Source organism: Apilactobacillus apisilvae (genome assembly GCF_023380225.1).
Lineage (GTDB): Bacteria > Bacillota > Bacilli > Lactobacillales > Lactobacillaceae > Apilactobacillus > Apilactobacillus apisilvae.
Map to the genome: position 1 here is coordinate 184,719 of NZ_CP093362.1, position 23,579 is coordinate 208,297.

General features: G+C 29.2%; 25 protein-coding genes and 1 pseudogene. 24 read left to right on the forward strand and 2 right to left on the reverse strand.

Annotation, left to right across the window (positions count from 1 at the left end):
• Window positions 1-155 precede the first annotated feature (155 nt).
• The 8 genes from alaS to trxA all read left to right on the forward strand — a co-directional run bounded on the left by alaS (window position 156) and on the right by trxA (window position 7,511).
• Window positions 156-2,798: an alanine--tRNA ligase gene (gene alaS / locus MOO46_RS00920; protein ID WP_249511174.1), complete on the forward strand. Its 2,643-nt coding sequence runs from the start codon at window positions 156-158 to the stop codon at window positions 2,796-2,798.
• 69 nt (window positions 2,799-2,867) lie between these two features.
• The gene (locus MOO46_RS00925) at window positions 2,868-3,137 is read left to right on the forward strand and encodes an IreB family regulatory phosphoprotein (RefSeq protein WP_249511175.1); all 270 of its coding nucleotides are present in this window, start codon (window positions 2,868-2,870) and stop codon (window positions 3,135-3,137) included.
• Window positions 3,138-3,140: 3 nt separating this feature from the next.
• The gene (ruvX, locus tag MOO46_RS00930) at window positions 3,141-3,575 is read left to right on the forward strand and encodes a Holliday junction resolvase RuvX (RefSeq protein ID WP_249511176.1); all 435 of its coding nucleotides are present in this window, start codon (window positions 3,141-3,143) and stop codon (window positions 3,573-3,575) included.
• Window positions 3,576-3,590: 15 nt separating this feature from the next.
• Window positions 3,591-3,893: a DUF1292 domain-containing protein gene (locus tag MOO46_RS00935; protein ID WP_249511177.1), complete on the forward strand. Its 303-nt coding sequence runs from the start codon at window positions 3,591-3,593 to the stop codon at window positions 3,891-3,893.
• Window positions 3,894-4,013: 120 nt separating this feature from the next.
• Entirely contained in the window at window positions 4,014-4,262 is a 249-nt protein-coding gene (locus MOO46_RS00940; protein WP_249511178.1) for a cell division protein ZapA, read from the forward strand.
• The gene (locus MOO46_RS00945) at window positions 4,262-4,747 is read left to right on the forward strand and encodes a CvpA family protein (RefSeq protein WP_249511179.1); all 486 of its coding nucleotides are present in this window, start codon (window positions 4,262-4,264) and stop codon (window positions 4,745-4,747) included. Before MOO46_RS00940 ends, MOO46_RS00945 begins: the two co-directional genes overlap by 1 nt.
• Window positions 4,748-4,762: 15 nt before the next feature.
• Window positions 4,763-7,117: an endonuclease MutS2 gene (locus MOO46_RS00950; RefSeq protein WP_249511180.1), complete on the forward strand. Its 2,355-nt coding sequence runs from the start codon at window positions 4,763-4,765 to the stop codon at window positions 7,115-7,117.
• Window positions 7,118-7,199: 82 nt separating this feature from the next.
• A complete protein-coding gene (gene trxA, locus MOO46_RS00955) occupies window positions 7,200-7,511 on the forward strand; it encodes a thioredoxin (protein ID WP_249511181.1) in 312 nt (103 codons plus the stop codon).
• A 94-nt stretch (window positions 7,512-7,605) separates the two neighbouring features.
• Here the strand turns inward: trxA and MOO46_RS00960 are convergent.
• Window positions 7,606-9,141: pseudogene (locus MOO46_RS00960) on the reverse strand (IS1182 family transposase); the annotation flags it as partial.
• A gap of 145 nt (window positions 9,142-9,286) precedes the next feature.
• Entirely contained in the window at window positions 9,287-9,775 is a 489-nt protein-coding gene (locus MOO46_RS00965; RefSeq protein ID WP_249511183.1) for a YslB family protein, read from the reverse strand.
• A gap of 173 nt (window positions 9,776-9,948) precedes the next feature.
• Here MOO46_RS00965 and murI point away from each other — a divergent pair, with 173 nt between their 5' ends.
• The 16 genes from murI (at window position 9,949) to MOO46_RS01045 (ending at window position 23,578) form a co-directional block, all read left to right on the forward strand.
• Window positions 9,949-10,761 (forward strand): glutamate racemase, encoded by an 813-nt coding sequence (murI, locus tag MOO46_RS00970; protein ID WP_249511184.1) that lies wholly within the window; start codon window positions 9,949-9,951, stop codon window positions 10,759-10,761.
• A gap of 2 nt (window positions 10,762-10,763) precedes the next feature.
• Window positions 10,764-11,354, forward strand: a complete 591-nt coding sequence (locus MOO46_RS00975; RefSeq protein ID WP_260525470.1) for an XTP/dITP diphosphatase — start codon at window positions 10,764-10,766, stop codon at window positions 11,352-11,354.
• A gap of 72 nt (window positions 11,355-11,426) precedes the next feature.
• Window positions 11,427-11,807 (forward strand): DUF948 domain-containing protein, encoded by a 381-nt coding sequence (locus MOO46_RS00980; protein WP_249511185.1) that lies wholly within the window; start codon window positions 11,427-11,429, stop codon window positions 11,805-11,807.
• A gap of 13 nt (window positions 11,808-11,820) precedes the next feature.
• The gene (locus MOO46_RS00985) at window positions 11,821-12,240 is read left to right on the forward strand and encodes a hypothetical protein (protein WP_249511186.1); all 420 of its coding nucleotides are present in this window, start codon (window positions 11,821-11,823) and stop codon (window positions 12,238-12,240) included.
• Window positions 12,241-12,378: 138 nt separating this feature from the next.
• Window positions 12,379-13,383 carry a catabolite control protein A gene (gene ccpA / locus MOO46_RS00990; protein ID WP_249511187.1) on the forward strand — a complete coding sequence of 335 codons (1,005 nt, stop codon included), beginning with the start codon at window positions 12,379-12,381 and terminating at the stop codon, window positions 13,381-13,383.
• Window positions 13,384-13,470: 87 nt separating this feature from the next.
• A complete protein-coding gene (locus tag MOO46_RS00995; protein WP_249511188.1) occupies window positions 13,471-14,205 on the forward strand; it encodes a YebC/PmpR family DNA-binding transcriptional regulator in 735 nt (244 codons plus the stop codon).
• Window positions 14,206-14,309: 104 nt separating this feature from the next.
• A complete protein-coding gene (gene comGA / locus MOO46_RS01000; protein ID WP_249511189.1) occupies window positions 14,310-15,203 on the forward strand; it encodes a competence type IV pilus ATPase ComGA in 894 nt (297 codons plus the stop codon).
• Window positions 15,190-16,179, forward strand: a complete 990-nt coding sequence (locus MOO46_RS01005) for a type II secretion system F family protein (RefSeq protein WP_249511190.1) — start codon at window positions 15,190-15,192, stop codon at window positions 16,177-16,179. Before comGA ends, MOO46_RS01005 begins: the two co-directional genes overlap by 14 nt.
• Before the next feature lies 1 nt (window position 16,180).
• Window positions 16,181-16,489 carry a competence type IV pilus major pilin ComGC gene (comGC, locus tag MOO46_RS01010; protein ID WP_249511191.1) on the forward strand — a complete coding sequence of 103 codons (309 nt, stop codon included), beginning with the start codon at window positions 16,181-16,183 and terminating at the stop codon, window positions 16,487-16,489.
• Window positions 16,461-16,919, forward strand: a complete 459-nt coding sequence (locus tag MOO46_RS01015; RefSeq protein ID WP_249511192.1) for a hypothetical protein — start codon at window positions 16,461-16,463, stop codon at window positions 16,917-16,919. Before comGC ends, MOO46_RS01015 begins: the two co-directional genes overlap by 29 nt.
• Window positions 16,920-17,062: 143 nt before the next feature.
• Window positions 17,063-17,491: a ComGF family competence protein gene (locus MOO46_RS01020; RefSeq protein WP_249511193.1), complete on the forward strand. Its 429-nt coding sequence runs from the start codon at window positions 17,063-17,065 to the stop codon at window positions 17,489-17,491.
• Between the two features lie 215 nt (window positions 17,492-17,706).
• Window positions 17,707-18,735 carry a class I SAM-dependent methyltransferase gene (locus MOO46_RS01025; RefSeq protein ID WP_317619369.1) on the forward strand — a complete coding sequence of 343 codons (1,029 nt, stop codon included), beginning with the start codon at window positions 17,707-17,709 and terminating at the stop codon, window positions 18,733-18,735.
• 19 nt (window positions 18,736-18,754) lie between these two features.
• On the forward strand, window positions 18,755-19,945 hold the full coding sequence (locus MOO46_RS01030) for an acetate/propionate family kinase (protein ID WP_249511194.1): 1,191 nt from the start codon (window positions 18,755-18,757) through the stop codon (window positions 19,943-19,945).
• Window positions 19,946-20,140: 195 nt separating this feature from the next.
• On the forward strand, window positions 20,141-21,520 hold the full coding sequence (locus MOO46_RS01035) for an amino acid permease (protein ID WP_249511195.1): 1,380 nt from the start codon (window positions 20,141-20,143) through the stop codon (window positions 21,518-21,520).
• A 121-nt stretch (window positions 21,521-21,641) separates the two neighbouring features.
• The gene (locus tag MOO46_RS01040; RefSeq protein WP_249511196.1) at window positions 21,642-23,030 is read left to right on the forward strand and encodes a bifunctional metallophosphatase/5'-nucleotidase; all 1,389 of its coding nucleotides are present in this window, start codon (window positions 21,642-21,644) and stop codon (window positions 23,028-23,030) included.
• Between the two features lie 11 nt (window positions 23,031-23,041).
• Window positions 23,042-23,578 carry a YutD family protein gene (locus MOO46_RS01045; RefSeq protein WP_249511197.1) on the forward strand — a complete coding sequence of 179 codons (537 nt, stop codon included), beginning with the start codon at window positions 23,042-23,044 and terminating at the stop codon, window positions 23,576-23,578.
• Window position 23,579 lies beyond the last annotated feature (1 nt).

Sequence of the window (23,579 nt, forward strand, 5' to 3'; positions counted from 1 at the left end):
TAATGTAAATGCTATCTTTTTATGATGAATAAAATCGTTACTCAGCGTTATTGAGAAATAAAGAGGTAAACGAAGAACATCGTTGCAAGTAAAGTGGTACCGCGTGTGAGCGTCTTTACTGCAACGGTGTTTTTGTGCTTTTTGGAGGGAAAAATATGAAACAATTAAGTAGTAGCCAAATTAGAGCCATGTATTTAGACTTTTTCAAGCAACATGGACACACGATTGAACCTAGTGCTTCATTAGTACCTAAAGATGATCCATCATTATTATGGATTAATTCTGGTGTTGCCACTATGAAGAAATATTTTGATGGTAGTGTGGTACCTAAAAATCATCGTTTAACTAGTTCACAAAAAAGTATTAGAACAAATGATATTGAAAATGTAGGTAAGACTGCTCGTCACCATACTTTATTTGAAATGCTAGGTAACTTCTCAGTAGGTGACTATTTCAAAAAAGAAGCCATTTCATGGGCCTTTGAATTATTAACATCGCCTGAATGGTTTGGTTGGGATAAAGAAAAACTATACATGACAGTTTATCCTAAAGATACTGATGCTAAAAAATATTGGCAAGCAGCTGGTGTATCGCCTGATCATTTAGTCGATATGGAAGATAATTTCTGGGACATCGGTCAAGGACCTTCTGGACCTGATACTGAAATATTTTATGATCGTGGACCTGGACATGATGATTTAGAGCCGGATGATCCAGAAAATTATCCTGGTGGTGAAAATGAACGTTATCTAGAAGTTTGGAATATTGTATTTTCTCAATTTAATCACAAGCCTGATAACACTTATGAACCACTACCAAGAAAAAACATTGATACGGGAATGGGATTAGAACGTGTTGTTTCCATTTTTCAAAATGCACCAACTAACTTTGAAACCGATTTATTTTTACCAATTATTCATAAAACTGAAGAATTAAGTAATAATAAAAATTACGGTAAAAATGATCAAGATGATGTTGATTTTAAGATTATTGCTGATCATGCAAGAGCAATTACATTTGCAATTGGTGATGGGGCACTTCCTTCCAATGTTGGCCGTGGATACGTTATTAGAAGACTAATTAGACGAGCCATTGTTTCAGGTCATCGTTTGGGAATTGAAGAAGACTTTTTGTATAAATTAGTACCAATTGTTGGCGAAATTATGCAATCCTATTATCCAGAAGTCTTAAATCAAAAAGATTATTTAGCTAAAGTTATTCATTCTGAAGAAAAGCGTTTTAATGAAACACTTTCTGATGGATTATCCTTACTTAATGATTTGATGGATAATCTAAAATCTACAAACCAAAAAGTTGTTAGTGGAAAAGATGCATTTAAACTTTATGATACCTATGGTTTCCCATTAGAAATGACTAGAGAATATTTAAATGATGAAGGATATTCTGTTGATGAAGATGGATTTAAAGTAGAAATGCAAAAACAAAAAGATCGTGCTCGTAACGCTCGTGGTGATAAAAAATCAATGGGGGTTCAACGTGATTTACTGCTTGAAATTAAAACACCAAGTAAATATGTTGGTTACACTCAGCTAAATGTTTCTAATGCTAAATTACTTGATATTATTGTTAATGAAAAATTAGTAGATTCTGTAGCTCGTGGCGATGCTGAATTTATTTTCGATGAAACCCCATTTTATGCTGAAATGGGTGGCCAAGTTGCTGATCAAGGAGTTATTAAAAATTCTAACGGTGAAATTTGTGCAAAGGTAACCGATGTTCAAAGTGCACCTAATGGTCAAAATTTACACACTGTTGAAGTTTTAAAACCTATGAATAAAGGTGAAAAATATGAACTAGATGTTGATCGCCAATTCCATAGTAAAGTAGAAAAGAATCATACAGCTACTCATTTGCTTGATCAATCATTAAGAAATGTTTTAGGTGATCACACCCAACAAGCTGGTTCCTTAGTTGAACCTAACTATTTAAGATTTGATTTTACTCATTTTGGATCTGTAACTGAAGCAGATTTACACAAGGTTGAAGCTTTAGTTAATGAACAGATCTTTAAAGAACTACCAGTTCAAACAATTGAAACTGATCAAGCAACCGGTAAAAAAATGGGTGCAATTGCTTTATTTGATAATAAATATGGTGATAAAGTTCGAGTAGTTAGCGCTGGTGACTTCTCAGTAGAATTTTGTGGTGGAGACCATGTGAAAAATACTAATGAACTAGGACTATTTAAGATTACTTCTGAATCTGGTGTTGGTGCCGGTGTAAGAAGAATTGAGGCAGTTACTTCTGAAGATGCTTTTAATTATTTAAATAATGAAGAAAGTATTTTAAAACAAGTTGCAAGTGCAACTAAGACACATAAAGTAGAAGAAGTTCCAGAAAAAATTAGTCAAATTCAAAATGAAATTAAAGAATTACAACAAAAACAGGAAAAATTAGAAACGAAGGTTGCTAACCAACAAGCTAATTCAGTATTTGAAAACGTGCAAGAAGTCGGTGGCCTAAAGGTTATTACTGGTGTTATTAAAGTTTCTGGTATGGGTCAATTAAGACAATTAGCTGATACTTGGCGTAATAAGTCATTGTCAGATGTGTTAGTATTAGGTACAGAAAGTAAAGGTAAAGCCAACTTAATGGTTGCAGTTAGCGATGATCAAGTTAAAGCTGGAATTAAATCCGGTGATTTGATTAAAACCATTTCAAAAGAAATTAACGGTGGCGGTGGTGGCCGTCCCAATATGGCTCAAGCTGGTGGATCCAATCCAGCTGGTCTTTCAAAAGCAATGGATGCTGCTGTTAATTATTTAGAAGAATTATAATGATTGCAGTTTCTTTAATATTTTAGTAAACTTGTGATATCTTATATCAATATATAGAGGTGTTTTGTAATGAGTGCTTCAGATAAAACAATGTATTTTGATTTTAATAATAATGCTCCTAAAGATGTACATGACACTCTATTGTTAGTATATAAAGCTTTAGAAGAAAAAGGATACAGTCCTTACAATCAAATTGTAGGATATCTGATTTCAGGAGATCCTGCTTATATTCCTCGCTTTAAGGATGCAAGAAATTTAATTCGCCGTTACGAGCGAGACGAAATTATTGAAGAATTAGTTCGTTTTTATTTAGTTAAAAATAGTAGTGAGGATAAATAAGTTATGAGATTAATGGGGATGGATGTTGGCTCTAGAACAGTTGGCATTTCAGTCAGTGATTTATTGGGATGGACTGCTCAGGGAGTTGAAATCATTCCAATTAAAGAAGAAGAAGAGCAATTTGGATTGGACCGTGTGTCTGAATTGGTTGATAAGTATGGTGTAGATGGTTTTGTTTTAGGATTACCCAAAAATATGAATAATACTTCTGGCCCTAGAGTAGATGCATCTAAGCACTATGGTGAATTGCTGAAAGAAAAGTTTGGCCTACCAGTTGATTTTGAAGATGAAAGATTAACTACTGTTGAAGCTGAAAGAATGCTAATTGAAAAAGCTGATACATCTAGAAAAGGTCGTAAAAAGGTAATTGATAAGATTGCTTCAGAATTAATTTTACAAACTTATTTAGACCGTAAAGGTAAACTAACAAATATATAGTAAAGAGGGAAAATTATGAGTAAAGAAGAACCACAAACACAACAAATTACAATGGTTGACGAAAATGGTAATGAAGAATTATATGATGTATTATTCACTTTCCAATCAGAAGATTATGGTAAGTCATATATTTTACTTTATCCAGTTGGAAAATCTGATGATGAAGAAGTAAATATTGAAGCTTACGTATTACCAGATGATGATGATCCTACAGATCCTCAAGGTGGAGATTTAAAGACTATCGATTCTGATGAAGAATGGGATATGGTTGAATCTGTTCTAAACACATTTTTATCAAAAGATGAAGATGGAAAATAATAGATATTATTGATTAAATGAAATGGAGTGCCTGATTAGGTACTCTTTTTTATTACTAACTGTTTTAAAGTCGTTTTTCATGCTAAAATAGTTGTTGAATGACTGGGAGGGTTTATTATAATGGCTACAAATCAGCGCTTTAAAACTAGTATAGGTAATAAAAAATATACTTTTGTAGGAAAAAGTTCTGTTGAACATATGAAAACTGTTACTGATTTAATGAATGAACAACTAAAACAATTAAAAGAATTATCACCCAATATCAGCAAAGAGGATGCCTCAATTTTGTTGGCATTTAATGCTTTTTCGGAACAAGTTAAGTTACAAAAAGAACTTAACAAGCTAGAAAAAAAGGAAAATAAAAAATAATGCTTTTTACAATTATTATATCTTTAATACTTTTATTCAGTATCTATAATGGGTATAGAAAAGGTTTAGCTCAGGAAATAATAAGAATTATTGGTTTCTTATTAACATTGTTATTTTCATTAATATATTCTAGAACTTTAACAAATGTGTTATTTGCTCACACTAATATTATTAATAATCGTTTATTATGTAATAGTATTAGTTTTTTTATAATCTTTATATTCTTATGGATAATTGTGCGAGTTATCATCAGATTAATCGATCAATTTACTTCAATTCCCGTAATTCATGAATTGAACTCATTTGGTGGCGGTTTAATGAGCTTTATAATTTCATATCTTATGATATTTTTAATTTTGAATATTATTTTGGTATTACCAGATGATAACTTAAAAAAACAATATTATGACTCAAAAGCTGCAACCTTTATAGTAAATAAAACTCCACTATTATCACATGATTTATATAAAAAATGGTTAAGATAAGGAGGCAATGATTTAATGGAAACTAAAGTCTTTGATACTTTAGAATATAATAAAATTAAAAATTCAATTTACCAATATTTGACAACAAAAAATGGAAAAAATGAACTACAAATATTAAAACCTACTAATAATGATAAAACAATCAATATATGGCTAGATGAAACTGATGATGGAATGCATATTTTAAGACTAGATAAAGAAATATCAATTCCTAAATTGGATGATATTAGCCCGTATATTAAAAGACTTAAAATTGATGCTAATTTAAATGGAATTGAACTTTCAAAAATTAATAAAGTTTTGAAGTCTGTTAATTATTTAGTTAACTTTTTTGATAAGTTAAATGATGAACAAGTATCGCTTAAAAAACTTTATGATATTGTAAACGAATTTCAAACGATACCCGGTATTTCCAAACGATTATCATTTTCTATTGATGATGAAGGTAATATTTTAAATTCTGCTTCTAAAGAATTAAATGCTGTCCGTAAAAGAATTGATAAAGTTAAAAGTGATATTCGCGGTATTATGAACGGCTATACTAAAAAACAATCTAAATATTTGACTGAACCAATTGTTACCATTAGAGAAGATCGAATGGTAGTTCCAGTAAAAGCTGAATATAAAAACAAATTTGGCGGAATTGTTCACGATCGTAGTTCATCAGGGCAAACTTTGTATATTGAACCTAGTTCTGTAATTGGTCTAAACAATGAATTAAGACAAAATCAAATTGCTGAAAGACAAGAAGAAAGACGTATTTTAATTGAATTGTCTGATTTAATCAGACCATACCAATGGGAGATTGTTCACAATTCTAAAATACTGGGTCACTTAGATCTAATTAATGCTAAAGCTAAGTATGCAAGAAAAATGAAAGCAACTAGACCATTTGTTTCCAAAGAAAATCTTGTTAATTTAAGAAAAGCTCGTCATCCTTTAATTGATCAAAACAAAGTGGTTGCTAATGATTTACAATTAGGTAATCCAAATAGAGCAATTGTTATCACTGGACCTAATACTGGTGGTAAAACTATTACTATCAAAACCTTAGGCCTTTTACAATTAATGGGACAATCTGGACTTTTTATTACGGCTAACGAAGAATCACAGATTGGTGTATTTGATAATATTTTTGCCGATATTGGTGATGAACAATCAATTGAACAAAATTTAAGTACATTCTCATCACATATGGATAATATTGTTGATATTTTAAAAAAGATAACTAAGCATAGTTTAATATTATTAGATGAATTAGGGGCAGGAACAGATCCTAAAGAAGGTGCTTCTTTAGCAATGGCCATTTTAGATAATATTGGTGAAACTGATGCTGAAGTGGTTGCTACTACTCATTATCCAGAGCTTAAAGTTTATGCTTATAATCGTGTTAAAACTGCAAATGCATCGATGGAATTTGATGTTGAAACATTAAAACCCACTTATCATTTGTTAATGGGAGTACCAGGACAAAGTAACGGTCTAAATATTGCTGAGCGTTTAGGGCTTTCTTCACAAATTATTAACGAAGCACGTTCGTTAACTGATCAGGATAGTCAAGATTTAAATAATATGATCGTTGAACTAACTAACCAAACTAAATTAGCTCGTGAACATGCTGAGCACTTAAATCAACAATTAGAAGATGCAACTAAACTTCATGATGAATTAAGCGACAAATTTAATAAGTATCAAAATCAAAAAGAACGTTTAGTAGCTGAAGCTAAAGAAAAAGCGAATGAAATTGCTAAAGATACCAAAGTAAAAGCTGACCGTATTATTTCTGAATTGCATAAAAAGCAAAAACAGATTGGTAAGGTGTCAGTAAAAGAAAATGAACTAATCGATGCTCAAGGTGAAGTAAATTCTCTAAAGCAAGATGTTAGTTTATCTAATAATCGAGTTCTTAAACGTGAAAAAGCCAAACATGATTTCCATAAGGGCGATGATGTATTGGTTAAGTCTTATGGACAACGTGGAGTATTAATGAATGATTTAGGCAATCATAATTGGGAAGTTCAATTAGGTATCTTAAAAATGAAAATCAATGAAGATGACTTAAAAAAAGTTAAGGCTGAAAAAGAACAACATTTTACTACTCGCGTTAAAAGGACAGGTTCTTCAGGTTTATCTACAACTTTAGATTTGAGAGGTCATCGTTACGAAAATGCCATGCATGAAGTTGATCAATATTTAGATTCAGCTGTTTTGGCTGGCTATCCTTCAATAACTATTATTCATGGTAAAGGTACTGGTGCTTTGCGGACTGGTGTCACTAATTTATTAAAACGCGATCGTCGTGTATCTGACTTTGGATATTCTGCACCTAATGCTGGTGGTGATGGATCAACAATTGTTAAATTAAAATAATACATCTTACAAAACATATTATTTGCATTTTGTTTTTAACCTGCTAAACTTATTTTTAGTAAGAATTCAAGGAGGTTTTATAATGGTTTCTGAAACTACAGATAAGACATTTGAAAAAGACACTTCTACTGGTGTTACTTTGACAGATTTTTGGGCAACTTGGTGTGGACCATGTCGTATGCAATCACCTGTTGTTGATCAATTATCAGAAGATATGGGAGACCAAGTTACTTTTAACAAAATGGATGTTGACCAAAATCCGGAAACTCCTCAAAAATTTGGCATTATGAGTATCCCAACTTTATTAGTTAAAAAGGATGGTAAAGTGGTGGATAGTATCGTTGGCTATCATAGCAAAGAACAATTAGCTAAAATTTTAAAAGAATATTTATAATTAGATAAAAAAAGGGGCTGTGACATAAGTCTCTACAAAAATAGGATTTACGTTTTAAATTTAACGTAAATCCTATTTTTTTATATAACTTTATAAAATTAATGACTTTCGTCATTAACTTTCTTATATTTAATGCCATTATAGTAAACCCAGCTTCCTTTTTAACCTTATCGATTCCCCTAACGGAGAATCGATTGAAACGCAAAGAAGCCTTTAGTCTACCAAAAACCGATTCAACATCTATCTTTCTTTTTGCGTAAATATCACTTGTTTTTGGTGCCAAAAGCAATGCTTGTTGTTTGTTTTTAAAATATTCCCATGCATAAGTAATACTAATTTTTCTAGTGTTACCAGACTTAGTTAGAGCATATGAATTAATGTCTTGATTAAGATCATACTTTTCAGCTTTATATTCTTTAAAATCACGAGTGAATTTATATTTATCAGTTCTTTTACGATAACCATTAAAATTAAATCTGATGCCTTTGGGATCAATATAATAATCATCTTTTGAATTATAATACCAATTCATGACCTTACGGTCATCACTTTTCCATTTACGACTTTGTTCTTTTAACATTGTTCCATAGGGAATTAAAGGAATGTGATTAGTTAGTTTGTCTTCTATAAAACGATAATTACTTTCAGATCCATAACCAGCATCGGCAACAATATATTTACCTAAACTATTATTCTTAATTTGTTTATTTAAGAACGGAATTAAAGTACGAGTATCAGTGGGATTTTGATAAATGTCAAAATTAGTTATGAATTGTCCACTAGTGGCAATTTGTAAATTATAAGCAGGTTTAAGTTGTCCATTTAACATGGGGTCTTCCTTAATACGCATAAAAGTAGCATCATGATCAGTCTTAGAATAACTATTACGATTGGAAAATATTTTATTACTTTTTTGATATTCTATTTGTTTACATTTACGAAAACGAAGTTTTCTTTTAATGGCTTTTAACTTACGACGCTTTTGTTTATGGGGATTAGGTGATAGTTTTTTATTCTGTTTAATTTGATTATTTAAATCTGCTAAACAATTTTCTAAATGGATGATGATTTCATCTAACTCACTTGTTGAAATATCAGAGTCATCTGGGAGTTCACCCACATATTTAACATCATTCATGTCATGTAGTAATTTTATAATCGCTTCGCGATTTAATTTATCGAATCTGATTATATTTTTACGCCAAACAAAAGAATACTTATTAGCATTTGCTAGTATTTTAGTTCCATCAATAAAACTTACATCATCAATATAATTATTTTTTCTTAGATATTTAGTTAATTGATTCATGCATTTACTAATTAAATTTTCTGCTTCATCTGAAATCCTAAATCGACAGACTGTTCTATATGAAGGAAATGAATTCTTAGTTAACCAACGTGCAGGTAAATTTTCTTCTGCCAGCTCACTAATTTGGCGACTACTAAAAATTCCTTTAGAATAGGCAAACAAGGTTAACTTTAATAGTGACCGTAGGTCGTATTTTCGTGGCCTACCAAATATGTATTTTTCTTCTAAATCAATCATTTCAACAATTTGATTGATAATTTTTACTTGATGATTATTTTTAGGTTGCCAATTTTGAATATTTAAAATATAATTAGTACTCATTAGTTTTAAGTTTCCTTTCAAGGAGATTTATTTAAACGATATCGGTTGGTTCGATATCGTTTTTTATTATACATAAATAACGCTCGTTGGAAAAATTAAATTCCAACGAGCGTTATTTTTTAGAGACTTATGTCACAGTCCCTTTTTATTCTGAATACAAATCAAAGTTTTCTATACGATCATAATCGTTTGCAGGACTTTTAGGATCCATATGTACTCTAATGATAACTTTTCCATTCTTATCTTCTTTAGGATTCATTTCAGCTTCAGCAATTACACCTAATTGTTGTTGAGCAATTTGTGCTAATATACCCGCTTCAAACATAAAATCATTATCAGACGAAGATTCAATTCTTGCTTTTATAATTTCGCCACTTAAAACCCATTTTATTTCATGTTTATTTTCTGAGATAATTGATAAATCACCCAGGCCGGATTGCTTAAAAAACAAACTTACATCTAAAGCATCTTTAAGCGGGAATCTTCTTGCAATTTTTTTACCGGCCCAATAAAGAATGCTGTGATTATCATCACCTAATAGATCATTAATTAAAATATCCCTTAACAATTCTTGTCCCCAGTAATTACTAGTCTCTTTGTTACCCATTATTTTTTTATAAAGATTATTATTCATAGATATTAACCTCAATTCTTTCTATACACTTTATTATATTATAATTTTTAATAGATTTACATATTTTATGAAATAAATTTTTTGTTGTTAAAATATTAATAAATTTATTAATTAAATTATTGTAAAAAATGATACTATATATTTAAAGACTTTTTTGAAAGAAGGTTAACTAATTGGATAGACGTGCAATTGGTTTTATGGATTCAGGTGTAGGTGGACTAACAGTTGTTAAGGAAGCTTTACACCAACTACCTAATGAAAATGTTATTTTCTTAGGAGATGAAGCCAGATTACCATACGGAGAAAAATCTCCTAAAGAAATTAAGAAGTTTGCTCTACAAATTTCTAGATTTTTAGTTAATAAGGGAATTAAAACTTTAGTTATTGCTTGTAATACTGCGACTGCCCATGCACTAAAACTATTGCAGCATAATTTAGACATTCCTGTAATAGGGGTTATTTATCCGGGTAGTTTAACAGCAGTTCGTTCATCTAAGGGTAGAAGAATAGGTATTATTGCTACTAATGGTACAATTAAGAGTAAAGCATATGAAAAAACAATTAAGTCCATTAGTGATGACACTACATTATTTGGCCTTGGATGCCCTAGATTTATACCAATGGTTGAAGCAGGAAAAGATAAAAGTGAAGAAGATCAAAAAATAGTTAATCATGATTTGCTTCCTATAAAAAAAGATAATGTTGATACTTTAATAATGGGATGTACTCATTATCCAATTATGAGAAATTTAATTCAAAATGCAGTAGGTTTTAATGTCCATTTAGTGGATCCTGGAGTGGCGGTTATTGATGATTTGAAAAAAGTGCTAAAAGATAATGACTTAATTAATAGTAGTTTAAATAAAAGTAAATTAGAATTTTATACAACTGGTTCTGTTCATGAATTTAAACATGTTGCGGAAGAATGGTTAAATTTAAGTATTGAAGTAAAACATATTTCAATTTCTACTTTAGAGGAGGCTTAAACTTGGATAAAATAATTATTGCAACTAATAATGAAAATAAAGCTGCTGAATTCAGAGAAATGTTTGTCGGTAAAAATATCGAATTTAAGACTCTTAAAGATTTTCCTCAAATTCATAATATAAAAGAAGATGGAAAAACTTTTGAAGAAAATGCTACTATTAAGGCCAAAACAGTTCATAAAATAACAAATTTACCCGTTCTTGCTGATGATTCTGGCTTAGAAGTTCATTCTATTAATGATGAACCTGGTGTTTATTCTGCTAGATACGCTGGAGATCATGACGATGTTGCCAATAATAAGAAGTTACTAAAAAAATTATCAAATAAGAACGATAGAAGTGCTACTTTTAAAACTTGTTTAGTATTAATTAAAAATAGTAATAAAAAATTAGTAGTTAATGGTCTTTTGAATGGTCAAATTTTAAAAGAACCAAAGGGAAATAATGGATTTGGATATGATCCATTATTTTATATACCTAGTATGCATAAATCATTAGCTGAAATGTCTGAAGCAGATAAAAATAAAATCAGTCATCGTGGTCAAGCTATTAAAAAATTATTTAAAGATTTCGATAATTGGTGGATTAATTAAAAATTAACTAATTGTAAAAAAATTAGTAAAATGCTATTCTAAATATATAGTATGAAAAGGGGGAGGAATTGTATGACAATAGGAGCTTTAGCAGGTTTAATTGCTGCAATTGCATTTTTAATTTTGGCTGTAAGTGCCGCAGTAGTATTAATTAAACTTTCAAAAACTGTTGATGAGGTTAATAAAAATCTTAGCTCAATTTCTCAAGATGTTGATGTATTATCAAAACAAACTGAAGAAATTATGATTAGTTCAAACACTATGATTAAAGATCTAAACGAAAAGGTAAATACATTAGATCCAGTATATAAGGCCGCTGCTGACGTTGGTCAAAGTGTTTCTGATTTAAATAACGCTACTCAAAACTTAACTAAACGTTTTCAAGAAAGAAACAAACCAACTTTCATGGAAAAAGCTGCAAGTGTAGGTTTTAAATTATTTAAAAAGAAATAAGGAGAGTGTTTTTATGAAAAAGACAGGATTGTTTTTTATGGGTTTAACTGCTGGGGCAGCTGCCGCAGCTTACTTTGGATATCGTAAATTAGATGATGAAAAAGCTAAAAAAATAGTAGATAATACTAAACAAACTGCTAATAGTCTTAAGGATCGTGCGTTAGACTATGCCTTTTATGCAATGGATTCAATGGATAATGCGAAAGAATCATTACAGTCTAAGACCTCAGATGCAACATCTAAGATTAAAGATGTTGCTAGTAAAACTAATGATAATGTAGTAAATAAAGCTCAATACTATTATGATGAAGGTAGTACTCAGTTTCATAAATCAGCCAATAATTTAAGATCAAAGGCTAAGAATAATGAAGACAATGATAATGAAGATGTTGTTGTTGATCCAGATTTCTTATCTAAGGAAAATGAAAAGTAGTTTTATAAAAAAGACTTGAAGTTATAGCTTCAAGTCTTTTTTATATACTTGTTATTTATATATTAATCTGCTATATTTATATTCATAATGAAAGCGCTATAAAACTTTCTGTTGATATATTTAAGAAGGGATTAATCTATGGATAAACAAAGCGTAACAATCTATGATGTTGCTAGAGAATCAAAAGTTTCTATGGCTACAGTTTCAAGAGTCTTAAATGGTAATTCAAACGTTAGACCTGCTACAAAACAAAAAGTAATGGATGTTATTAATAAAATGGAATACCGTCCTAATGCTGTTGCTAGAGGCTTAGCTAGTAAGAAGACAACTACTGTTGGAGTTATTATTCCAGATGTAACCGATGAATATTTTGCTTCTCTTGCAAGAGGAATTGATGATATTGCTTCTATGTATAAATATAATATAATTTTAGCTAATTCTGATGACAATCCTGATAAACAGATTAAAGTTTTAAATAATTTATTAAGTAAACAAGTTGACGGTATTATTTTTATGGGAAATGAAATTAGTGATGAACTGATTATTGAATTCAAACGTTCTAATGCTCCTATTGTTTTAGCTGGATCTATTGATGATTCTGGATCTGTTCCTAGTGTAAACATTGATTATACTGATGCAGTAATGGATGAAACAATTCAATTAATAAAACATTCTAATCGGAAAATTGCATTCATTTCTGGTTCTTTGAATCAAACTATAAATAAAAAATATCGATTAAAAGGATACCGAAAAGCTTTAAAAAAATATAACTATAAATTTGATGATAAAATGATTTTTGAAACTAATTCTAGTTATGAAGACGGCTATAAATTAGCTAATAAACTGATTAATGAAAAAGTCAAAGCAGCGATTGTTACTAATGATGAACTGGCTGCAGGAGTTATGAATGGCTTAACAGATTCTGGTATAAATATTCCTAATGATTTTGAAATATTTACAAGTAATAATACTAAATTATCAAAGATGGTTAGACCACAGTTATCTTCAATAACCCAGCCATTATATGATATTGGGGCAGTTTCCATGAGATTATTAACTAAGATAATGAACAATGAACCAATTAATGAAAAACAGGTTTTATTAAACTATGATATTTTACAAAGAGATTCAACAAAGGTTTAATTAACTTGATTAACTAAATTCATATTGATATACTTAATATGTTTGCAATTAAAAGAATTTGACTTAGACGAGAGGAGTGCTGAGATCATGTCAGGACATTCAAAATGGCATAACATACAGGGTCGTAAAGGTGCCCAAGATAAAAAACGTGGTAAGATTTTTCAAAAAATTTCACGTGACTTATACCAAGCAGCTAAAGCTGGAGGTGCTGAAGCAGATGGAAATCCTCAATTACGTTTAGTTATTGATAAGGCCCATGCTGCTAATATGCCTAAAGATAATATCCAACGTGCGCTAGATAAAGCAACTGGTGTTGGTGGAGCCAATTATGAAGAAATCACTTATGAAGGATACGGTCCAGCGGGTACAGCTATTATGGTTTCTTGTTTAACAGATAACAAGAATCGTACAGCTGCAGCTATTCGTTCCGCATTTACTCATCATGGTGGCTCATTAGGTTCAAATGGTTCTGTTTCATACATGTTTGATCGTAAGGGCTACATCGTTATTTTACGTGACGGATTAGATGTTGATGAAGATAGTATGCTAATGGACGCACTTGAAGCTGGTGCCGATGATATGAAGGCTAGTGATGATAAATTTGAAATTTTTGTTACTCCTTCAGATTTAAACACTGTTCGTGATGAATTACAAAAGAAATATACTTTGGATACTGCTGAAGTAACTATGTTTCCACAAACTACTACTGAAGTACCTAGTGACAAAGTATCACAATACACGGGCCTAATCGATGAACTAGATGAAAATGATGATGTTCAAGATGTTTATGAAGCTGTTAAACTACCAGCTGATGCTGAATAATTTAAAATTTTTTTAATGGATGTGCAATGTTATTGCACATCTTTTTTTTATTGTCTAAAAATAAATTAACCTTTATTACGAATATATATATTGGAGGGTATTTTATGAAGATGATGGATTATTTTCAAATTTTGATTAATCATGCAATTGAAATTAAAGCTAATGATATATACATTTTTCCTAACAGTGAAAATTTTGCAATAAAAATGCATTCTAATTTAGAAATTATTGATTATGAAATATTGAAAAATGATTTTGCTGATAAATTGTTTAATTATTGTAAATATATATCAAGTATGTCAATTAGTGAAAAAAGGAGGCCACAATTAGGATCATATTTATATCAGCATAATAACATTAACTATTATTTGCGTTTTTCTTCGGTTGGTAATTTTGATAATAAAGAGTCGATGGTTATTAGGATTATTTATTCAATTAATGACCAGTCGATAAAATATATTGATAATAATCAACTATTATCTTTAGAAAAAAATGCACATAAAGGTGGAATGATTTTATTTGCTGGAACCACAGGATCTGGTAAAACTACATCTGTTTATAAATTGGCTAATATGTTAGGGAGAAACAAAGTTGTAATGAGTATAGAAGATCCAGTCGAAATAGTTAATGAATCATTTTTGCAACTTCAAGTTAATGATAATGCTGGAATGGGGTATAACGAACTCATAAAAGTTGGGTTAAGACATCGTCCTGATATTTTTATTATTGGAGAAATTAGAGATAATAGAACTGCTAGTGCAGCAATCAGAGCAGCGTTATCTGGCCATTTAGTTTTAAGTACTATTCATGCTAATAATGCTGAAAGTGTATTAAATAGAATTCATCAATTAGATATTAACTTATCAGATATTGAACAATCAATTAATACAATTGTATATCAGCAGTTAGTTAAAGATAATAGTTATAATAATTCGGCTAGTTTAACCATTATTGAGAATCCATCTAAAAAAATGGAGAAAATAAATGATATTTTTTAAAAACAGGAAGAAAATGACCTCAATTCAGCAACAAAATTTTTTTAAGATACTGAGTGAAATGTTGGAATCGGGGTTTAATTTAAAAGAGTCATTACTTTTTATTAAGCAAACAAATAAAAAGTTTATAATTATTGACGATATTTTAACTAATTTAGAAAATGGTAAATATTTTAGTCATAGTATTAGATGTTATATTAACGGTGAACTTTATAATCAAATTTATTTAAGTGAAAAAAATGGTAATTTAATTGAATGTCTTAAAGAAATAAGTAAGTATATAAATATTAAAAATAAACAAAATAAAAAGATAAAAGAAATATTGGCTTATCCAATTTTCTTAATTATGCTGCTTTTATTTGGTGTAGCGGGTATTAATAAGATATTAATGCCTCAAATTAATAATATTGCCTATAAAGAGGAGTATAACTTCCAATTTTTTTATTTTTTAACATTTCTATTAGTATTTGCTTTATTTCTTATTATAATATTTTATATAAAACAACCATTTTTAAAGAAAAGAGAACTTATTATTAAGCTTCCTTTTTTAGGAAAAATTTATAAAAGTTATCTAAATTATTACTTATCGTATAGTCTTTATTTAATGCTAAAAAATGGAATTGATATCAAAGATATTTTAAATATTATGAATTGTTTTCAGAAGGGGACAATAAATTATCATTTGAGTTTTGAAATTAAACATCAAATTGAAAATGGATGTAATTATTCCAAGATTATTAATAAATATAATTTTATTCCTAATGAATTTAATTTATTTTTTTCACAGGGCAATTCCAGAGATAATTTATTAAGAAATTTATTTATGTTCTCAAAATTACAATTTGAAGAAATGATTAATAAAACTAATCGACTTATAAATCTTATTCAACCAATCTTATTTTTAATTATTGGAGTTGGAATAGTATTCTCATATTTATCAATATTAATGCCAATATATAAATCATTAAGGGGAATTTAAAATGACAATTAAGAAGAAAAAACCAGCGTTTACATTAATAGAAATGACAATAGTGTTATTTATTATTTCATTATTGATTTTAATTATTGTTCCTAATTTGACCGGTCAAAGAAAACGAGCAGAATCTGTTCATAGTAATGCAATGACTTCACTAATTCAAAGCCAAATTGATGCATATTTAATTGATAATGATGATGGTAGTGTTACTTATGAATCTTTAAAAAATAAAAATTATCTAAGTGACGTTCAGATTAAACGTGCCGAAAAGCAAGGAATTAGAATTGAAGATAATCAAGCTATTAAAAAATAAAACTGATGGATTTACCAGTATTGAAATGATTATAGTAATGGCCTTAACAGCAACATTTCTTTCTTTTACTATTTTTATTTATCAAACTACTAATAGTTACCATCGTAATGATGAGTCTGCATTTTGGAATGCCTTTAAGCATCAATGGGATAGTGTACTAACTGCTACTAAATTAACTACTCATGCCAATGTAACTAGCAGCATTGTGGTAACTAAGGATGAAGTTAATTTTTACTATTGGAATAATATCAAAAAGAAAATTAAAGTCCCTGAAACGTTAGAGATATACAGTTCTTCTTATAAAATAAATATAAAAAGTGGTGGATATGTTGCTCCATCAACTTATCGATGGAAGTCTAAAATTAGTGGGGATATTTATAAACAAACTTTTCAATTAGGTTGGGGGATATATCATTTGGAAAAAGAGTAATAAATCTGCGTTTATTATGTTAGATAGTTTAATAGCAATCACCTTAATTTCTTCAGGAATTTTATTATATTTACAATGTGATCAATTGATGAATAAATCTATTAAAAAATATGAATATAGATTAAGTCAGAGTAGAGAAAAATATGAACAGAAATTTAAATAAACAAGCGTTTACTATCATTGAAACTATTATTGGATTAATATTGGTTGCTTCAATTGCTCTTTTGATTAATAATTCAATTCCATATTTAAATTATGAAAATAAAACAAACAATGATAATTTAATTAATTATCATATCTTTTTAAAAACTATCGAGTCTAAAAAACTAAATTTAAAAGTATTAAATGCTAATGATGACACGGCTAATTTTATTAATTATGACACTCAAAAAAGATATAGGATTTCTTTGTATAAGAACATGTTAAGATTGTCTGGTGATAAAAATGGTCATGTTCCTTTACTGGATAATGTAACTAATATCGAATTTAAAATAGTTAATCATCACCTACATTTAATAGTGATTTTAAAAGAAAATCAAAAATTTGAAAGTGTGAGCTCAATTGAAAGTTAAATGTGAAGCTTCAGCCACAATGATAGCAATTATTTTTTTAACAATTTTATCTTTTATTTTATTAATAAAGTTTTCTAACTATAATGCTGAAATTACTACCATTAAAGAATTGATAAAAAACTATTAGCTATATATATTTAAGTAATTTTTAGTTTATCTTGAATTAATTAATAATAATCTGGTAGTATGAACTATGTAATAAATCTTTTAAGGGAGTGAGTATACTGGCTGAAAAAGATACAGAAACTTTGTTTAGTGTTTTAGATAAATCAACAGAAATTTTGAAAAATGAACTATCAATCTCATTTTTAGATGCATTTATTGAAACTGGTGATAATATCCTTAATTCTAATCAAGTGCATATTGAAAATGGACAACCTAGTGAAAGCACTGTTTCTAAACTTGAAAAGCTGTATAATGAAATAGATTATAATTCTATGGATGCTGAGTCAATTAGGAAAGCTATCCAGATTATAATGATTAAAGCAACTAAAGAAGATGCTGTACAAGCAAATCATCAAATAACTCCTGATACAATTGCATCTATTATGGGTTACTTAATTATTAGATTATATAATGGCAAACCTAACATTAATATATTAGATTTATCAGTTGGAACTGGTAATTTATTAAGTACCGTTATGAATCAATTGACAGATGAAATTAAAACTAAAGTTCATGGTGTCGGTGTTGATAATGATGATTCGATGTTAGCTATTGCTAGTTTGAATTTTCAAATGCAAAATAAAACAGATAATATGGACTTAATTCATCAAGACTCTGTCGATAATTTATTTGTTGATGATTCAGACTTGGTTATTTCTGATTTACCAGTGGGCTATTATCCAATAGACGAAAACACTAAAAATTATAAAACCAGATCTAAAGATGGCCATTCATATGCTCACCATTTATTAATTGAACAAGGGATGAACCATGTTAAGCCTAACGGTTTTGGTGTCTTTTTAGTACCAAGTAATCTATTTAATACTCCCGCTGCTAAGGAATTATTAAAATGGATCCAAGATAATGCTTATATGCAAGGTTTATTAAACTTACCTAAGGAATTATTTGCTAATTCAAATGCTCAAAAAGCCATTCTAATTTTACAAAAGCATGGTGATCAAGCTAAACAAGCAGATAAAATAATGTTAGGGGAATTTCCTTCCTTTAAGAATCCTTCAGCTTTTCAAAAATATTTAGCTGAAATTGTTGAATGGGAAGAAAATAATCTATTGAAATAAAAAAGTAGGGAGAACTATTATGGGAAAATCAATTGCTATTAATGCCGGAAGTTCTACATTAAAATTCAAATTATTCGAAATGCCTTCAGAAAAATTAATTTCAAGTGGTGCGATCGATCGTATTGGCTTAACTAAGTCAGATGTTGCAATTAAATATGGTGATGGCCAAAAATTTCATAAAACTATGGATATTGAAAATCATGAAGAAGCTATTAAGCTAGTTTTAGATAAATTACTAAGCTTGGATATCATTGATGACTACAACGAAATTACAGGTGTAGGACACCGTGTTGTAGCTGGTGGTGAATACTTTACTGATTCTGTTGTAATTACTGATGATGTTTTAGACAAGCTTGAATCTTTATCAGAATTAGCACCATTACATGAACCAGCTAATATTCTTGGAATTAAAGCTTTTAAGAAAATTTTGCCTGATGTTATCAGTATTGCTGTATTCGATACTTCATTCCATACATCAATGCCTGAAGAAAACTATATGTATGCTTTACCATATAAATATTACCGTGAACATAAAGCTCGTAAATATGGAGCTCATGGTACTAGTTATCGTTATGTTTCAGGCCGTGCAGCCGACATGTTAGGCAAACCATTAGAAGATTTAAAACTTGTTGTAATGCATTTAGGTGCAGGTGCTTCTATTTGTGCAATTGATCATGGTAAATCACTTGATACATCAATGGGATTTACTCCAGTAACTGGTGTTATGATGGCTACTCGTTCAGGAGATGTTGATCCTTCTTTACTTGCTTACATTATGGAAAAAGAAGGCATTAGTGATGTTAATGAAATGATTAATGTTTTAAATAAAAAATCAGGTTTATTAGGTGTTTCTGAAGTATCTGCTGATATGCGTGATTTGGAAGCTGTTAAAGCTGACAATCATCAAGCAGAATTAGCTCGTAATATGTACATGAATCGTATTATTAGATATGTAGGTCAATATGTTGCTGAAATGAATGGTGTTGATGCAATTGTATTTACTGCCGGTGTTGGTGAAAATGATATTGGTATTAGACAAGAAGTTGCTGATAAATTAAGCTACTTTGGTGTGGGTGTTGATCCTGAAAAGAATCATATTCGTGCAGTTGAAAGAGATATTAGTTCAGAAAATTCATCAATTAAAACATTATTAATACCTACTAACGAAGAATTAATGATTGTTAAAGATATTGAAAGATTACGTAAATAATTAAACTAAGAGCTCTTTTAAGGGCTCTTTTTTTTTTCATTGATAAATGAAAAAAATTCATCTTAAATAATTAATCATGAATAAATGTTGAATTTACAACCTTTATTTATAATGAAGAAACCATAATTTAAATTTTAAATTTACCTTATAATTTATAATTATGTATAATTATTGGTAAAGGGAGTGTATAAGAACATGGAAAAAACACCTAATAATGATAATAGTCAATTATCAAAAGGTTTAAAAAATCGTCATGTCCAGCTAATTGCTCTTGGAGGAACAATTGGAACAGGTTTATTTTTAGGAGCTGGAGAATCAATCCAATTTGCAGGTCCCTCCATTATATTAGCTTACTTAATAGCTGGAATAGCCGGTTTCTTTATTATGAGATCGCTGGGTGAACTTTTATTATCAGATGTTAATTGTCATTCTTATATTGAATTTATTGATAAATATTTAGGTAAACGATTAGGATTTGTCGCGGGGTGGACTTATTGGGCTTGCTGGATTTCTATAGCAATGGCCGAAATTACTGCTGCTGGTTTATATATACATTACTGGTTTCCTGCTATTCCACAGTGGGTTACAGGTTTGTTTTTACTTATAATATTATTTTTAACTAATTCGATTAATGTATCAGCTTTTGGTGAAACCGAATTTTGGTTTGCTTTGATTAAGGTAGTGGCTATTTTAACTTTAATTGCTACTGGTGTGGTTTTAGTTGTAATTAACTATAAAACACCAGTTGGACATGCTAGTATTAGTAATTTATTTGGAAGCTCGATGTTTGCTCATGGCTTTAGTGGATTTTTATTGAGTTTTCAAATGGTTATTTTTAGTTTTGCTGGGATTGAAATGATTGGGATGACTGCTTCAGAAACAAATGATCCAGAAGTTGTAATTCCAAAGGCAATTAATGAAGTTCCATCTAGAATTTTAATTTTTTATATTGGATCATTAGTTGCATTGATGTGCATTTATCCTTGGGAACATATTAATGCTACCTCTAGTCCATTTGTTCAAGTATTCCAAAATATTGGAATTACTGCTGCTGCTTCAATTATTAATTTTGTTGTTTTGACTGCTGCAGTTTCTGCATGTAACTCTGCTATTTTTACTACTGGTAGAATGATTTATTCATTAACATATGGATCTAAAAAATATATGGGAAAACAATTGGGATCTTTAAATAAGCATCAAATTCCTTCAAAGGGTATTTTATTTTCAATCGCTGTCATTGCAGTTTCATTAATTTTAAATGCTTATATGCCAGATGGCGTATTCCAGTTAATATCTAGTGTTTCCACAACTTGCTTCTTATTCATATGGGGATTAATTGTTTTAGCTCATATTAAGTATAGAAAAGTTGTTAGTGATAATAATGATGATGATAAATTAACTTTTAAAATGCCATTATTTCCATTTTCTAACTACTTTGTTTTAGCATTTTTAATTTTTGTTGCTGTTATTATGTTATTTAGATTTAATACCCTAATTGCATTGATAGGTTCAATAATTTGGATTGCTTGTTTATACTTTATTAAGTTAATAACTGATGAATTTGAAAAAAGATAATTTCTTAATTGAAATTATCTTTTTTGTTTTATATTTTATTTTGTTAGGATTATTATTATAAAGAGAGTAATTTAAATGGTTTAGATTAATATATATATAATTATTAAAGGAGGTAATCTAATTGTCAGATAAAATCGCAATTTTGCATACCAATGATTTGCATTCTCATTTTGAAAATTGGCCTAAAATTGTTAGATATTTATATGAAGAAAAGAGAAAGTTACAAAATCAAGGCTATTTTGTTATTACAGTCGATTTAGGAGATGCATTAGATCGTGCTCATCCATTAACTGAAGCAACTAATGGCAAAGCTAATGTTAAATTGTTAAATGAAGTACACTATGATGCAGTTACTATCGGTAATAATGAAGGGTTAACTAATAGTAAGCAACAATTAGATCATCTTTACGATGACGCTAATTTTGATGTTATATTAGACAACTTAGTTGACTTAAAAACAGGTAATCAACCTGATTGGTCTAAAAAATATAAAATAATAACGACTACTAATAATACTAAGATAAAATTATTAGGTTTAACTGCACCATATCATTCTACTTATGAGTTAGAAAATTGGAATCCAATTGATGATCAAAAAATGATTCCAGATTTACTTAAAGATAATTCAAAAAGTTACGATGTATTAGTTTTACTATCACACTTGGGAGTGACTCAAGATCGACTTACAGCCAATAAGTTTCCCCAATTTGATATTATTATTGGTAGTCATACTCATCACTTATTTGAACATGGTGAATATGATAATCAAACTTTGTTGGCTGCTGCTGGGAAGTATGGCCATTATGTGGGTGAAATTAAGCTGGATGTTGACAATGGAGAAGTTGTTAATAAAACAGCGTCTGTAGTTAAAACATCAGACTTAAAAACATTATCATCAGATGAAAAATATATTAAGGAATTAGAGCAACGTGGTGAAGCCATATTATCTAAATCTAAGATAGCTAATATACCATATACTATGCATACATCTTTACGTGGAGAACCTTCAATTGTTAAAGAAGGTTTGGAAGCAATGAAGAAAAAGGCTGGAACTGATGCTGCAATTATTAATGATGGACTATTTCTTGATGATTTATCTAAGGGGATTGTTGATAAAAATCAATTGCATAAAATTTTACCGCATTCTATGCATGTTACTAAAACAACTTTAAGTGGTAGTGATTTATGGCGTATGATAATGGAAATGGAAAAAAACCGTAAGTTTCTAGTAAATTTTGAACAAAAAGGAATGGGTTTTCGCGGTAAATATTTTGGTGAATTAAACTATTCTGGAATTAGTATCGATATAGGAACTAAAGAAGTTTACTATAATGATAAATTAGTTAAAGATAATGAAAAATATAGTATAGCAATATTAGATCATTATTTATTTATTCCATTTTTTCCAACAATTGATATTATGGGAGATAATCGTATTTTATATGATGAAACATTACGGGATGTTTTTGCTGATCATTTATCAAGAAAATATCCTTTGAATAATAATTAGGAGAATGTTATTTGGATCGTAAAACTATTGAAGAAAAAGTAGAAGAATTAAGAAATAAAAAAAGGCCTTTAGCCAAAATATCTCAAGAAAATGAACATAAATTGCTTATTAATGGTCATGATTATGAAATAATTACTAATATAGATAACTGCTTTGATTTAGAATTGTTTAAGCAACAATATAATCCAATCTTCAGTAGATATAATTATATTGTTGGAGATTATGGATATGGCATTTTGAGACTTAAAGGTTTTTTTAATGATGAAAGTAGTGTAAATCCACAATTTCAATTTAGTTCAATTGAAGACTATATATATGAATATGCCAATATTGGGGCTAAATATTTTGTTATTCACAATTTGGAAGCTCATAATAATTTTAATAATAAAGGAAATCGTACTAGTTTTCGTAAACGTAAAAATAGACGTCATGGGTTTGAAGAAAAAATAACTAAACAAAAACGTCCAATTAATAAACGTAAAAATATGAAAATTACTAAAAGCGATGGTAAAGGTAAACGTCATTTTATAATCAAGGAAGGTAACTAAG